We start from the raw sequence: 12,878 nt of genomic DNA, 5'->3' as shown, positions 1-12,878 counted from the left end.
GGGCGCGCGATTGTTTATGTCTGAGTTGCTGTCCTAATTAGAACAAATCGAACCAATCGCGTCGCCATGGCTGACCTTAAAGCAGGCGTGAACCAGCTCTTCCTCCGCGAGGAGGAACTCCGCACCGGGATGGAGCTGCTTTTCTACGCCTATCGTGAATTCACCGCCGAACCGGATGAAATTCTGGCGGAGATCGGCTTCGGCCGGGCGCATCACCGCGTGATCTACTTCGTCTGGCGCTATCCCAGGATCACCGTGTCGGAGCTTCTGGCGATCCTGAAGATCACCAAGCAGAGCCTGTCGCGCGTACTGGGCGAACTGGTCCGCCAGGGATTCATCGACCAGCAGACCGGTGCCCGCGACCGGCGGCAACGACTGCTGGAACTGACGGAAAAGGGTGTGGAGCTGGAACGCCAGCTGTCCGAAACCCAGCGCCAGCGCATCGCCCGCGCCTATCGCATGGCGGGGGCGGAGGCGGTGGAGGGATTCCGCAAGGTGATGATGGGGATGCTGGACGAGGGGGACCGGGCGAAATTCGCGCCGCCCGTTCCCCCCGCCCGTCTCGCCGTGAAACGCTGAACCCGATCAGCCGGCCTTCGATTCGGCCGCTGCCGCCGGAACGGCCGTACCGGCGTCGGCTGAATTGGTGTCGGCCGGATTGGCATCCACCGCATTGATGTCCGCTGCGTTGATGTCCGCTGAACCGGCGTCGGCCACCGTCTCCGCCACAGCGCCGGCCGGCGTCTCCGCGGCCGTCTTCACGTCATTGGGATTGCGGCGCCGGAAGCCGCCCTTGCGGTACACCACGTTTTCGGAAGCGCCTGGTGGGCATTGGACGATGTTCCCGCCCTTCGCCAGGAAGGCACGGGTCATGTCGGCGAGGTCTTGGGCGTCCAGGTCCCGGGAGTCATTGGACCTGTGGTGATCGGCCATCGTGATCGCTCCTGTGTCTCTCAGCCCTCGAAGAGGACATACGGACAATAACACGGAACGGGGCCGAAACGGCCAAGCGCTTACACGACTGCCCGCCATGCATAGCCAAGATATGTCCCGCATGGCACCTCTATGTCGATTGCGGGGAGGCGCGTTATAGTCCCGCCATGACCGAAGATCAGCCCCATATCCTGGTCGTCGACGACGACACCCGCCTGCGCGAGCTTCTGCGCAAATACCTTGCCGGCAACGGCTTTCTGGTCAGCACGGCCCGCGACGCCGCCGATGCGCGGGCACAGCTCGGCGGGTTGGCCTTCGACCTGCTGGTGCTCGACATCATGATGCCGGGCGAGTCGGGGCTGTCGCTGACCGAATCGCTGCGGCGGGAACGCGACCTGCCGATCCTGCTGCTGACCGCCCGCGACGAGCCGGACGACCGCATCGCCGGACTGGAGGCCGGAGCCGACGATTATCTCGCCAAGCCCTTCAACCCGCGCGAGCTTCTGCTGCGCATCAATTCCATCCTACGCCGGCAGGCGGCCCGCCCGCCCGAACCGGCGGCTCCGCCGGCGGCGCCGGTGCGTCTCGGCCCCCTCACCTACCTGCCCGACCGGGACGAGTTGCGCCAGGGTGACGAGGTGATCCGCCTGACCACGGCGGAAGCCAGCCTGCTGCGCATCCTCGCCACTTCCCCCGGAATGACCTTCACGCGCGACGAGTTGACGGAACGCAGCAAGGTCGCCGGCAATGCCCGCACGGTCGATGTCCAGGTCACCCGCCTGCGCCGCAAGATCGAGGCCGACCCGCGGGAACCCCGATACCTCCACACCGTCCGTGGCGAGGGCTATGTCCTGAGGCCCGATCCGTGACGGCGGCCGACGGCGGACAGGCAGGGGCGGACGGTAGCGCGGCCGGCAGGGCAGCGGCACGGCGGGCCGAGCGGCGGCGGCGCACGCCGTTCCTGAAGCGATTCCTGCCGCGGACCCTGTTCGGGCGGTCCCTGCTGATCATCGTCACGCCGGTGATCCTGGCGCAGGCGGTGGCGACCTGGATTTTCTACGACCGTCATTGGGACACGGTGACCAACCGGCTGGCCTATGCCGTCGCCGGCGATATCGCCACCGTGATCGCCATGCTCGAGCGCGATCCGTCGCAGGACGGGCGCGACTTTACACTGGCCACCGCCGCCCGCACCACCGACCTGATCGTCACGCTGGAGCCCGGCCAAATCCTGCCTGACGTCCGGCCGCAGCTCAGCGGCCTGCTGGAGCGTACATTGGGCAAGGCGCTGGACGACCGGGTCGGCCGTCCCTTCGCCATCAACACCCGCGTCGCCCATGAATGGTATGAGATCCGGGTGCAGATGGCCGACGGGGTGTTGTCGGTGATGTCGCCGGAACGCCGCCTGTTCACCCCCACCAGCTATATCTTCATCCTGTGGATGGTCGGGTCGGCAATCGTGCTGTTCGCCGTCGCCATCCTGTTCATGCGGAACCAGATCCGGCCGATCAAGCGGCTGGCGGTCGCCGCCGACGCGCTGGGCAAGGGCCGCGACGTCTCCAACTTCAAGATGGAAGGGGCGACCGAGGTGCGGCAGGCGGCCTCGGCTTTCCTGCTGATGCGCGAACGCATCCAGCGCCAATTCACCCAGCGAACGGAGATGCTCGCCGGGGTCAGCCACGATCTGCGCACGCCGCTGACCCGGATGAAGCTGGCGCTGGACATGATCGAGCATCCCGATCTCGACCCGGAGGTCGAGGAGTTGAAAGCCGACGTCGCCGAAATGGAGGAGATGATCGAAGGCTATCTTGCCTTCGCCCGCGGCGAAGGAACTGAGGCGGTGCAACCGACCGACCTGACCCGGCTTCTGAACGAGGTCGCGGCCGGCGCCCGGCGCGATGGAACGGAGGTAACGCTGACGGCACCGGATGGACTTACCCTGCCGCTGCGTCCGAACGCGGTCCGCCGCTGCATCGCCAACCTGCTGGTCAATGCCGGGCGCCATGCCGGGACCGCCTGGGTCAAGGCCGAACGGCAGGGCGGCGTGATCGAGATCACGGTGGACGACGACGGCCCAGGCATTCCGACTTATCTGCGCGACGACGTCTTCAAGCCGTTCTTCCGCATCGACAGCAGCCGCAATCTCGACACCGGCGGCTCGGGCCTGGGGTTGACCATCGCACGGGACGTGGCCCGCAGCCACGGCGGCGACATCACCCTGGATGACAGCCCCTATGGCGGCCTGCGCGCGGTGATCCGACTGCCGGTCTGATGCCCGACAGGCTGCCCGGATTTTGTGAATTCCGACACCACGGACATGAAAAAGCCCGCCTTCAATCAGGCGGGCAATCCATGTCATGCAACGACCGCCTCGTCCCTGCCCTTCCCCCGGCGAGCGACGGATCGAAGGATCCGTCCGCCCGCAGGGGAAGACCGGGATGGGGGTAATGGACGGGTGCGCCGTTACTGGTTCGCCGCCGCCGCGACCACGTTGGCACCGGCCAACTCGCCGCCAATGCCGTTGTTCAGCGCCCAGATGGCGGCCTGAGTGCGGTTGGAGGCGTTGATCTTGCGCAGCAGGCTCTTCAGGTGAACCTTCACGGTGGCTTCCGTGATGTTCAGGTGGTTGGCGATCATCTTGTTGCTGTCGCCGTTCAGCAGGCAGCGCAGGATCTGAACCTCGCGCTGCGACAGGCCCTTGCGCGACACCGGCATCTCGGTGCCGTTGCCGTTGACGCGGCCGGAAATCAGCAGCGCCGCCAGATGGGTCGGGAACACCTTCTCGCCCATCATCACCAGCTTCAGCGACTGGGCGAGCGCATCGGACGACAGATCCTTCATCAGGTAGCCGTCGGCACCGGCTTCGAGCGCATTGGCAAGACGGCGGGTGCACAGATCGCTGGTCAGGATGACCAGCCGGGTATCCGGCAGCAGGGCACGCAGGCGGCGCATGCCGTCGGCTTCCTCGTCGCCGCCATTCTGCAGGTCCAGGAGGACGAGCTGCGGCCGCAGGCCGTTCTCGACCGAGCCCAGCGCCTCCCGCAGGTTTCCCGCCTCAGCGACGATCTGGAAGGGCGAATCATCGAGCAGCCGCTTCAGCCCCTCGCGAAACAGCTTGTTCGAGTCGACTAGAAAAGCGCGCACTGAGTCCATCGTCCGCTCCCGCAATTTTGGTCCATCGTCATGACGTCTTGGCCCGGTGAAAGCCGTTGTACAAAGGACGGTCGCGGCGCATTGGCGATGCTGCGACTACCCCCCGATGGCTTCGACAGGCCGTTATTTAGGGGGAGGTTACCCCCGTGTCGTGTCCTACGGTACCACTCTCCAGAGTTAAAAGAAGAACGCATTGGGCATATGCGCAAAGCCTCCCCAAGATTTCAGGATCCAAAGATATCACAACAGCGAACATTGCGGCACTCGAAGGCATTAACTGTTTTGTTAACCACCACTTATTTGCGTATGACTGCGACCCATAAGCGAGGTATGCCGCAAAAATCTCACATGAAGTTGTGCCGATGATCGCCGACGTGGTGATGCCAACAGATAACCCGAAAGGAGAACGCATGCTTTCGGTATAGAAACGCCATCGACAGCCGTCGTGACGCTTGACCCTGCGCGACCGTGCATGCGCTTTTCCGCCAAGTTCCGCCACCCGGCGGAGATGGGGACGAGGGCAGGATGGGTTGGCAGATCATCGCCGCCGCAGTGGCGGGCTATCTGGTGCTGCTCGGGCGCAGTGCATGGAAGCAGGGAGAGTTCCGCCAGTACCTGCGCAGTCTCGCCATCGTCGCTGCGCTGTGCGCCCTGCTGGCGGGCACGGTCGCCGTGGCGATGCTGCTGGACGGGGTGTAGGGCACAGGCGGTTCCCGCCTAGGCCCTCCCTGCGTCGGCCATCTTTGCATCATCGGCATACAAAAAGGGCGCCGGCGGTCTCCCGCCGGCGCCCTTTTTCTTTCACCGCGACCGATCAGCTGAGCGGGATCGCCACGAAGCGCAAGTCGCCCTTGCGGTCGACCAGGAGCAGGACGGACTTCTTGTTCTGCTCCTTCGCCTTCTGGACCTTGGCGGTCACGTCCTCGGGCTTGCGCACTTCTTCCTGGCCGACCTCGATGATGACGTCGCCAGCACGCAGGCCCTTTTCCCCCGCCGTGGAGTTGCCCGCCACCTCGGTGATGACCACGCCCTTCATATCGGGCTTGATCTCGTACTGCTGACGCAGCTCCGGCGTGATGGCGGTCAGCTTCATGCCGAGCGATTCGGTCGGCTTCTGGGCCGGCGCCTTGTCCTTGGGCTGCTGCTTGTCATCCGGACCGGCGGCGAGCAGGCCCTGCTCCTCCGCGGCCTCCAGCTCGCCGACCTTCACCTGCACGGTCTGCGCCTTGCCCTTGCGCCAGACCTCGACCGGAACCGCCTTGTCGATGCCGGTTTCGGCGACGACCCGCGGCAGGCGCCGCATCTCGTCGATTTCCTTGCCGTCGAACTTGGTGACCACGTCGCCGGCCTGGATGCCGCCCTTGGCCGCCGGGCCGTCGGGGGTGACGGAGGCGACGAGCGCCCCCTTGTGGCCGGGCAGGCCCAGGCTTTCGGCGATCTCCGGCGTCACCGCCTGGATGCGCACGCCCAGCCAGCCGCGGCGGGTCTTGCCATAGTCCTTCAACTGCGCCACCACCTGCTTGGCGAGGTTGGACGGAATGGCGAAGCCGATGCCGACCGAGCCGCCGGAGGGCGAGAAGATGGCGGTGTTGATGCCGATGACCTCGCCGTTCAGGTTGAACATCGGGCCGCCGGAATTGCCGCGGTTGATCGAGGCATCGGTCTGCAGGAAATCGTCGTAGGGGCCGGCGTCGATGTTGCGCTGGCGGGCCGAGATGATGCCGGCGGTCACCGAACCGCCCAGGCCGAACGGGTTGCCGATCGCCAGCACCCAGTCGCCGACGCGCATGGCATCGCTGTCGCCGAAGGGGACGGCGACCAGCGGATGGCTGGTCTTGATCTTCAGCAGGGCGAGATCGGTCTTGCTGTCCTTGCCGACCAGTTCGGCCTTGATGTTGGTGTCGTCCTGCAGGATGACGGTGATCTCGTCGGCGTCCTGAACGACGTGGTTGTTCGTCACCACGTACCCGTTCTTGGCGTCGATGATGAAGCCGGAACCGAGCGAGGTCGCCTTGCGCTGCGGCTGGTCCTGCTGCTGCTGGCGGTCGAAGAAATCCTTGAAGAAATCCTCGAAGGGCGAGCCCGGCGGGAACTGCGGGATTTCCGGCCGCTGGCCTTGCGGGCGCTGCGGCGCGTTCTGGCTGGTGGAGATGTTGACGACCGCCGGCAGCAGCTTTTCCGCCAGGTCGGCGAAGCTGCCCGGCGCGTTGCGGCTCGGCGTCGCCGCCTGGGCCTGGGCCGGTGCGGCGGCGAGAACGCCCGTCACGGCGCCACCGGCCATGACCGACGTCATGCCCCAGACGATGGCGGCGACCAGCGGCCGGACGCCCGCCTTGCGGGGCCGGGCCTCGGCCACGGCGCCGCGCGTGGCGGGTTCGAAGTTGGGTATGCGAATCAACGTGCTCTCCCTACCAGACGTCCGGCCGGTTCCGTGAGCGGGAGCGGCCGCCCAGTTCTGGGCCGTATATGTGTTGGTCCATGAGTATGGCCGCAAGATGGCGTGCCGGTCCAGTCGGCACCAGTGGAAATCTTAAGCCCTAGGATTTCCTTTGAAGCATTGCCGCGGACCGCCCGCCGGACACCGCCTACCCGGACATGGCTGCGGCCGGATCGAGGGGGAACCCGATCCGGCCGCATGCAGCTTGTTCCGGTCTGCGGTCTTACTGCACCGGAGCGGGAACCGGTGCCGGTGCCGGCGCAGCAGCCGGAGCGGAAGGTCCGCCGGCCGATTGCGGACCGGTCCCGTTGAAGTAGCGGAAGAACTCGCCGGTCGGCGACAGCACCATGGTGGTGTCGTTGCCGTTCAGCGACTTCCGATAAGCCTCGAGCGAGCGGTAGAAGCCATAGAAGCCCGGGTCCTGCGACGTCGCCTCGGCGATCAGCTTGAGCGCGTTGTTGTCGCCTTCGCCGCGCAGGATCTGCGCGTCGCGCTGGGCCTCGGCGATGATGACCGTGCGTTCGCGCTCGGCGCGCGACTTGATCTGCTGCGACTGTTCCTGGCCCTGGGCGCGGGCTTCCGACGCCTCCCGCTCGCGCTCGGAACGCATGCGGGCGAAGATCGACTGGCTGGTCTCCTCCGGCAGGTCGGCGCGGCGGATGCGCACGTCGACGATCTCGATGCCGAAGCGCTTGGCCTCGTCGTTCACCTGCCCCTTGATGTCGGTCATGATGCGGGCGCGCTCGTCCGACAGGACGGCCAGCACCGTGACGTTGCCGAGCACGCGGCGCAGCGAGGAGTTGACGATCGAGTTCAGGCGGGTTTCCGCCACCGCCTCGGTCCCGGCGGTCTGGTAGAAACGCAGCGGATCCTGGATGCGATAGCGGGCGAAAGCGTCGACGTCCAGGCGCTTCTGGTCGGCGAGGATCACCTGCTCCACCGGCGGATCGAGGTCGAGCACGCGGCGGTCGAGAAGACGGACTTCCTGGATGAAGGGGATCTTCACCTTCAGGCCCGGGTCCTGGATCATCCGGCGCGGTTCGCCGAATTGCAGGACCAGCGCCTGCTGGGCCTCGTTGACGGTGAACAGGGCGGACGACGCGACGACGCCCAGGGCGACGATGGCGATACCGGCGATGGCGAGGGTGCGTTTCATGATGCGATCCTCCTCACTGGCCGGACATTGAAGGGGTCTGGGGCGAATTCGGAGGCAGCGCGGACAGCGGCTGCGTCTGCGTGCCGGACCGTGCGCCACCCTGATTGCCGCTCTGGCTCGGCTGCGCCTGGCGCGGAGCCTGCTGCGCCGGAGCGGCGTTCGGAGCCAGCTGGTTCAGCGGAAGATACGGCACGACGTTCTGCGCCGATCCGTCCACGATGATCTTGTTCCGGCCGCGGAAGATCTCTTCCATGGTCTCCAGATACATGCGCTTGGCGGTGACGTCCTTGTTCAGGGCGTAGGCCTCGTACACCTTGCGGAAACGTTCGGCATCGCCCTGTGCGAGGCTGACCACCTGCTCGCGATAGGCCGAGGCCTCCTGCACCAGCCGCTCCGCCTCGCCGCGGGCACGCGGGATGATGTCGTTGCGGTAGGCTTCGGCTTCGTTGCGGGCGCGCTCGCGGTCGGCGCGGGCACGCTGCACGTCGTTGAAGGCGTCGATGACCGGCTGCGGCGGATCGGCCTTCTGCAGCTGGACCTGGGTGATCTCGATGCCGGCCTGATATTCGTCCAGCATGGTCTGGAGAAGCTGGCGGGTCGAGGTTTCGATCTGCTGGCGGGCCTCGGTCAGGGCCGGCTGCAGGTCGGTGCGGCCGATGACCTCGCGCATGGCGCTTTCCGCCGCCTTCTTCACCGTCACTTCCGGCTCGCGGATCTTGAACAGGAAGTTGCCGGCGTCCTTGATGACCCAGAAAACCGTGAAATCGATGTCGATGATGTTCTCGTCGCCGGTCAGCATCAGCGATTCGTCCGGCACGTCGCGGTCGGTGCGACCGCCGCCGCCGGAAGACCGGTAGCCGACCTCGATCCGGTTGACGCGCGTCACCTTGGGCAGCAGCACCGCCTCGATCGGCGACGGCAGGCGGTAGCGCAGGCCGGGCTGCTCGGTGCGGGTCCACTGGCCGAAGCGCATGACGACGCCCTGCTCGTCCGCCTCGACGCGATAGATGCCGCTGGCCAGCCAGATCAGGCCGAGAACGCCCACGACCAGAGCCACGCCGCGGCCGCTGCCGAAGCCGCCGGGCATGGCGCGGCGCAGGCGGTCCTGGCTCCGGCGCAGGAGATCCTCAAGGTCGGGAGGCTGCGGGCCACCGCCACCGCCGCCATTTCCCCCGCCCTGGGGGCGCCCCCACGGGTTGCCCGGGCCGTTGTTGCCCGGCGGAGGACCCCAGGGGCCACCACCACCGCCCCCACCTTGATTGTTCCACGGCATCCGACTGCGTCCCCCTCTGCGATTCGTCCCATCATGTGGAAGCGCAATGGCTTAAGCCCCGCGCATCCCTTTACCGATCTCGTCCGCCGGTCCTATAGTCCCCCATACCCTTCGGCAAGGATTCCACCAACGGATATCCGCCAATATCGTGAAGACAGCGGAGTTTTCAACCATGGCGCAGATCAGCGAAGCTCAAGTCATGCAGGCGCTGAAGACGGTCATCGACCCGGACCGGGGCGGCGACATCGTCAGTTTGGGCATGTTGTCGGGCCTCGTGGTGCGCGACGGGCATGTCGCTTTTTCCATCGAAGTCGATCCCAAGCGCGGCGCCCAGGCCGAACCGCTGCGCCACGCCGCCGAGAAGGCGGTGGACGCCCTGCCCGGCGTATTGTCGGTCACCGCGGTGCTCACCGCCCATCGCGCGACGCCCCAGGCCGCACCCCAACAGGGGCATGCCCATTCACATGGCGGGGGCCATGGACATTCCCACGGCACCCCGCAGACCGACCCGCAAAAGCCGCTCGTCCCCGGCGTGAAGTCCATCGTCGCGGTGGCGTCGGGCAAGGGCGGTGTGGGCAAGTCGACCACCGCGGCCAATCTGGCGCTGGCGCTGGCAGCCAACGGTCTGAAGGTCGGGCTGCTCGACGCCGACATCTACGGCCCGTCGATGCCGCGCATGATGGGCATCTCCGGCCGGCCCAACAGCCCCGACGGCAAGCGCCTGGAGCCGATGGAGAATTACGGCATCAAGGTGATGTCCATGGGCTTCCTGGTGGCCGAGGACACGCCGATGATCTGGCGCGGCCCGATGGTGATGAGCGCGCTGCAGCAGATGCTGCGCGACGTCAACTGGGGCACTCTCGACATCCTGGTCGTCGACATGCCGCCGGGCACCGGCGACGCCCAGCTGACCATGGCCCAGCAGGTGCCGCTGGCGGGTGCGGTGATCGTCTCCACCCCGCAGGACATCGCCCTGCTGGATGCCCGCAAGGGGTTGAACATGTTCCGCCGGGTCGATGTGCCGGTGCTGGGCATCATCGAGAACATGAGCTATTTCTGCTGCCCCAACTGCGGCCATCGCACCGACATCTTCAGCCACGGCGGCGCCCGCAAGGAAGCCGACGACCTCGGCATGGAATTCCTGGGCGAGATCCCGCTGCACCTGTCGATCCGTGAAACCTCGGACCAGGGCCAGCCGATCGTGGTGTCGCAGCCGGAGTCCGACCATGCCCAGTCCTATCGCCGCATCGCCACCCGCCTTTGGGAAAAGATCGGCGGCGGCACCGGCGGCCGCGCCGCGCCGCGCATCGTGGTGCAGTGAGCGGCCGGGGGTGGGAGCGACGTCCCACCCCCGCCGCCTTCACACCCAAACTTCGTCAGCCATAGCGCCGCAGCGCTTCCACCGTCAGCCCAAGGCCGACGGAGCCGAAGATGTTGCCCTCCACCACCCGCGCGCCGGGCGCTTCGGCCAGGATCGCCTCGCGCACCTGGGGCAGCAGGGTGGAGCCGCCGGTCAGGAACACCGCGTCGATGCGGTCGGCAGTCACGCCCGCCTCGGCCAGACAGTCGCGGATGCGGGTCCCGATGCGCGCGGCGAGCGATCCGGTGGCGCGGTTCAGCGCCTCCCGGTCCACCGGCAGGGCCAGTTTTCCGTCGCCCCAATCCAGCGCCAGCTCCGCCGCCTCCCGATCGGACAGGGCGATCTTGGTGCGCTCCACCGCCATGGCGAGCGCATGGCCCTGGCGATGTTCGACCACGCCGATCAGGCGCTCGATCTTCTCCGGCTCGGCGGAATCGCGCTGCAGACGCTCCAGCTCCGCCATCGCCTTGGCGGTGTAGAGGAAATTGATCTTCGACCAGGTCGCCAGATCGAAATAGATGCTCCTGGGCGCCAGCAGGCCGGCGCGCTTCAGGGCGCTGCCCAGCCCCAGCTCGGGCATGGCGGTGGCGATGCTGAGGTCACGGTCGAAGTCGGTGCCGCCGACGCGGATGCCGTCATTGGCCAGGATGTCGCCGGACCGGTCGGGCTTGCCGCGCCGGCCCGGCCCGATGCGCACGACGGAAAAATCCGACGTGCCGCCGCCGATGTCGGCGATCAGCGCCAGTTCCTCTCCCGCCACCTGCTGCTCGTAATCGAGCGCGGCGGCGATGGGTTCGAACTGGAAGGAGACGTTGCGGAATCCAGCCGCCCGCGCGATCTGCCCCAGCGCCTCTTCGGCCGCCGCGTCGCCCGCCGGGTCGCCGTCGACGAAATGGACCGGGCGGCCGACGACGACGTCGCCCAGCGGGCCGTCCAGCGCGTCCTCCGCCCGCTTCTTCACCAGGTCGAGAAAGGTGCCGATCACCGCGCGGAAGCTGATACGGCCCTTGCGCAGCGCGGTGTCGGCGTCGATCAGATCGGTGCCGAGCATCGACTTGATGGAGCGCATCAGCCGACCTTCCACCCCCGATACATAGCCGTCGATGGCCGCCTGCCCGATGGTGGTCCGGTCATGCTCGAAATCGAAGAACACCGCGGTCGGCAGGGTGGTGCGCGTGCCGTCGAGGGCCAGCAGCCGGAAGCCGTCCGCGTCCTGCACGCCCAGCGTCGTGTTCGAGGTGCCGAAATCGAGCCCGCACGCCGTCATGTCCCGCCTCCTGCCCGGATGTCCGGTGCGGCCAGCCGCCGCACCGGAAAAGGGCCGAGCGTATAACGGCTCCGGACCGCCGGATCAAGGGCGCTGCCGGTGAATCACCAAACGTGGCGCATCCGGCCGTTGCCCAATGGACGGCTCGCCAGCACGACAGGCAGGAGGAACAGGGTCAGGTTGGTCCAGGAGAAGGAGCGCTGCGGCCCGTCCCCTCCACCCCGGCCCCGGCTGCGCTCCGGGCGCCGCTCGATCCAGCCGCCGCTGGCTCCCTGATATTCCGGCATGGCCGTCAGCACGCCGCCCGGGGTGTCGGGTGCCGAACGGTTCTGGAACATGTCACGCTCGATGGTGTGGGCCAGCGCCCGTTCGGTCATCTGCGGCGCCATCGCGTTGCCGACGGCGGCGAGGCGTCCCTCGGTGCCGACGAACAGCTCGCGTTGCGGATTGAGCGCCAGCGACAGGATGGCGGCGGCGACCTCCTCCGGCGGGTGGATGGGGCTCAGCGGCTTGATCGCCCGGCCGGTGTAATTGGCGGCATGCTGCCACAGCGGGGTGTCGATGGAGGCCGGCATCACCATGCAGACGTGGATGTCGGGTTCGTCCACCAGTTCCTGCCGCAGCGACTCGGAGAAGCCGCGCACGGCGAATTTCGCCGCGGTGTAGGGGGTGGCATAACGCTGCCCGATGTTGGACACCATCGACGCCGTGTTGATGATGATCCCCTCGCCACGGTCGAGGAAATGCGGCAGCACGGCACGGCAGCCGTGCACCATGCCGAAGAAGTCGGTGCGCACCACCTGTTCGAACACCTCGTCGGGGATGTCCTCGAACCGGCCGAAGGCGATGACGCCGGCATTGTTCACCCAGACGTCGATGCCGCCGAAGGCCTCGATGGCACGGTCGGCAAGCTGCTGCATGGCGCGCTGGTCGGTGACGTCGGCCGGCACCACCATGGCCCGGCCGCCGGCCTCCACGCATTCCTCCGCCACCTCGTGCAATGCGGCCATCCGCCGCGCAGCGAGGATCACCGCGGCACCCTGTCGGGCGAACTCCAGTGCGGTCGCCCGCCCGATGCCGCTGGAGGCGCCCGTGATGACCACCACCTTGTTGCCCATCTTGTCGCCGGGCCGCTTCGCCATGACCGCAATCCTTTCGTCCAAGATCGTCCGATTGCGCCGTACAACAGCGCGGCCGGCGGAAAATCTCGGATACCTTCCAGCTTTGGCCGGCCGCCCGTGGTGGATGCGACCTTTCGGCCGCCGGTCTGGAGAAGCGGGCGGGAACCCGCTACAGTCA

12 protein-coding genes are annotated in these 12,878 nt (G+C 67.1%); 5 read left to right on the top strand and 7 right to left on the bottom strand.

Annotated elements, in window-relative coordinates; translation table 11 throughout:
* Positions 1-66 precede the first annotated feature (66 nt).
* The gene (locus JHL17_RS30300) at positions 67-579 is read left to right on the top strand and encodes a MarR family winged helix-turn-helix transcriptional regulator (RefSeq protein ID WP_200198323.1); all 513 of its coding nucleotides are present in this window, start codon (positions 67-69) and stop codon (positions 577-579) included.
* Between the two features lie 6 nt (positions 580-585).
* On the opposite strand, the gene JHL17_RS30295 is transcribed toward JHL17_RS30300, so the two are convergent.
* Positions 586-933, bottom strand: coding sequence for a hypothetical protein (locus tag JHL17_RS30295; protein ID WP_200198322.1), 348 nt, complete (start codon positions 931-933; stop codon positions 586-588).
* 167 nt (positions 934-1,100) lie between these two features.
* On the opposite strand from JHL17_RS30295, the gene JHL17_RS30290 reads away from it, so the two are divergent.
* Both JHL17_RS30290 and JHL17_RS30285 read left to right on the top strand, forming a co-directional pair.
* On the top strand, positions 1,101-1,802 hold the full coding sequence (locus JHL17_RS30290) for a response regulator (RefSeq protein ID WP_200198321.1): 702 nt from the start codon (positions 1,101-1,103) through the stop codon (positions 1,800-1,802).
* A complete protein-coding gene (locus tag JHL17_RS30285; protein WP_200198320.1) occupies positions 1,799-3,205 on the top strand; it encodes an ATP-binding protein in 1,407 nt (468 codons plus the stop codon). Before JHL17_RS30290 ends, JHL17_RS30285 begins: the two co-directional genes overlap by 4 nt.
* A gap of 191 nt (positions 3,206-3,396) precedes the next feature.
* On the opposite strand, the gene JHL17_RS30280 is transcribed toward JHL17_RS30285, so the two are convergent.
* Entirely contained in the window at positions 3,397-4,086 is a 690-nt protein-coding gene (locus JHL17_RS30280; RefSeq protein ID WP_200198319.1) for a LuxR C-terminal-related transcriptional regulator, read from the bottom strand.
* Positions 4,087-4,611: 525 nt separating this feature from the next.
* Here JHL17_RS30280 and JHL17_RS30275 point away from each other — a divergent pair.
* The gene (locus JHL17_RS30275) at positions 4,612-4,785 is read left to right on the top strand and encodes a hypothetical protein (RefSeq protein ID WP_200198318.1); all 174 of its coding nucleotides are present in this window, start codon (positions 4,612-4,614) and stop codon (positions 4,783-4,785) included.
* A 115-nt stretch (positions 4,786-4,900) separates the two neighbouring features.
* On the opposite strand, the gene JHL17_RS30270 is transcribed toward JHL17_RS30275, so the two are convergent.
* The 3 genes from JHL17_RS30270 to hflK all read right to left on the bottom strand — a co-directional run bounded on the left by JHL17_RS30270 (position 4,901) and on the right by hflK (position 8,952).
* The gene (locus JHL17_RS30270) at positions 4,901-6,379 is read right to left on the bottom strand and encodes a DegQ family serine endoprotease (protein ID WP_247893933.1); all 1,479 of its coding nucleotides are present in this window, start codon (positions 6,377-6,379) and stop codon (positions 4,901-4,903) included.
* Between the two features lie 367 nt (positions 6,380-6,746).
* The gene (hflC, locus tag JHL17_RS30265; RefSeq protein WP_200198317.1) at positions 6,747-7,679 is read right to left on the bottom strand and encodes a protease modulator HflC; all 933 of its coding nucleotides are present in this window, start codon (positions 7,677-7,679) and stop codon (positions 6,747-6,749) included.
* Between the two features lie 13 nt (positions 7,680-7,692).
* A complete protein-coding gene (hflK, locus tag JHL17_RS30260) occupies positions 7,693-8,952 on the bottom strand; it encodes an FtsH protease activity modulator HflK (protein ID WP_200198316.1) in 1,260 nt (419 codons plus the stop codon).
* Between the two features lie 172 nt (positions 8,953-9,124).
* On the opposite strand from hflK, the gene apbC reads away from it, so the two are divergent.
* Positions 9,125-10,273, top strand: coding sequence for an iron-sulfur cluster carrier protein ApbC (gene apbC / locus JHL17_RS30255; protein WP_200198315.1), 1,149 nt, complete (start codon positions 9,125-9,127; stop codon positions 10,271-10,273).
* Between the two features lie 55 nt (positions 10,274-10,328).
* On the opposite strand, the gene JHL17_RS30250 is transcribed toward apbC, so the two are convergent.
* Positions 10,329-11,579: an Hsp70 family protein gene (locus tag JHL17_RS30250; protein WP_200198314.1), complete on the bottom strand. Its 1,251-nt coding sequence runs from the start codon at positions 11,577-11,579 to the stop codon at positions 10,329-10,331.
* Positions 11,580-11,683: 104 nt separating this feature from the next.
* Positions 11,684-12,721 (bottom strand): SDR family oxidoreductase, encoded by a 1,038-nt coding sequence (locus JHL17_RS30245; RefSeq protein WP_200198313.1) that lies wholly within the window; start codon positions 12,719-12,721, stop codon positions 11,684-11,686.
* Positions 12,722-12,878 lie beyond the last annotated feature (157 nt).

The organism is Azospirillum endophyticum, assembly GCF_016595245.1.
Lineage (GTDB): Bacteria > Pseudomonadota > Alphaproteobacteria > Azospirillales > Azospirillaceae > Azospirillum > Azospirillum endophyticum.
This window is presented reverse-complemented; position numbering and strand designations above follow the sequence as displayed.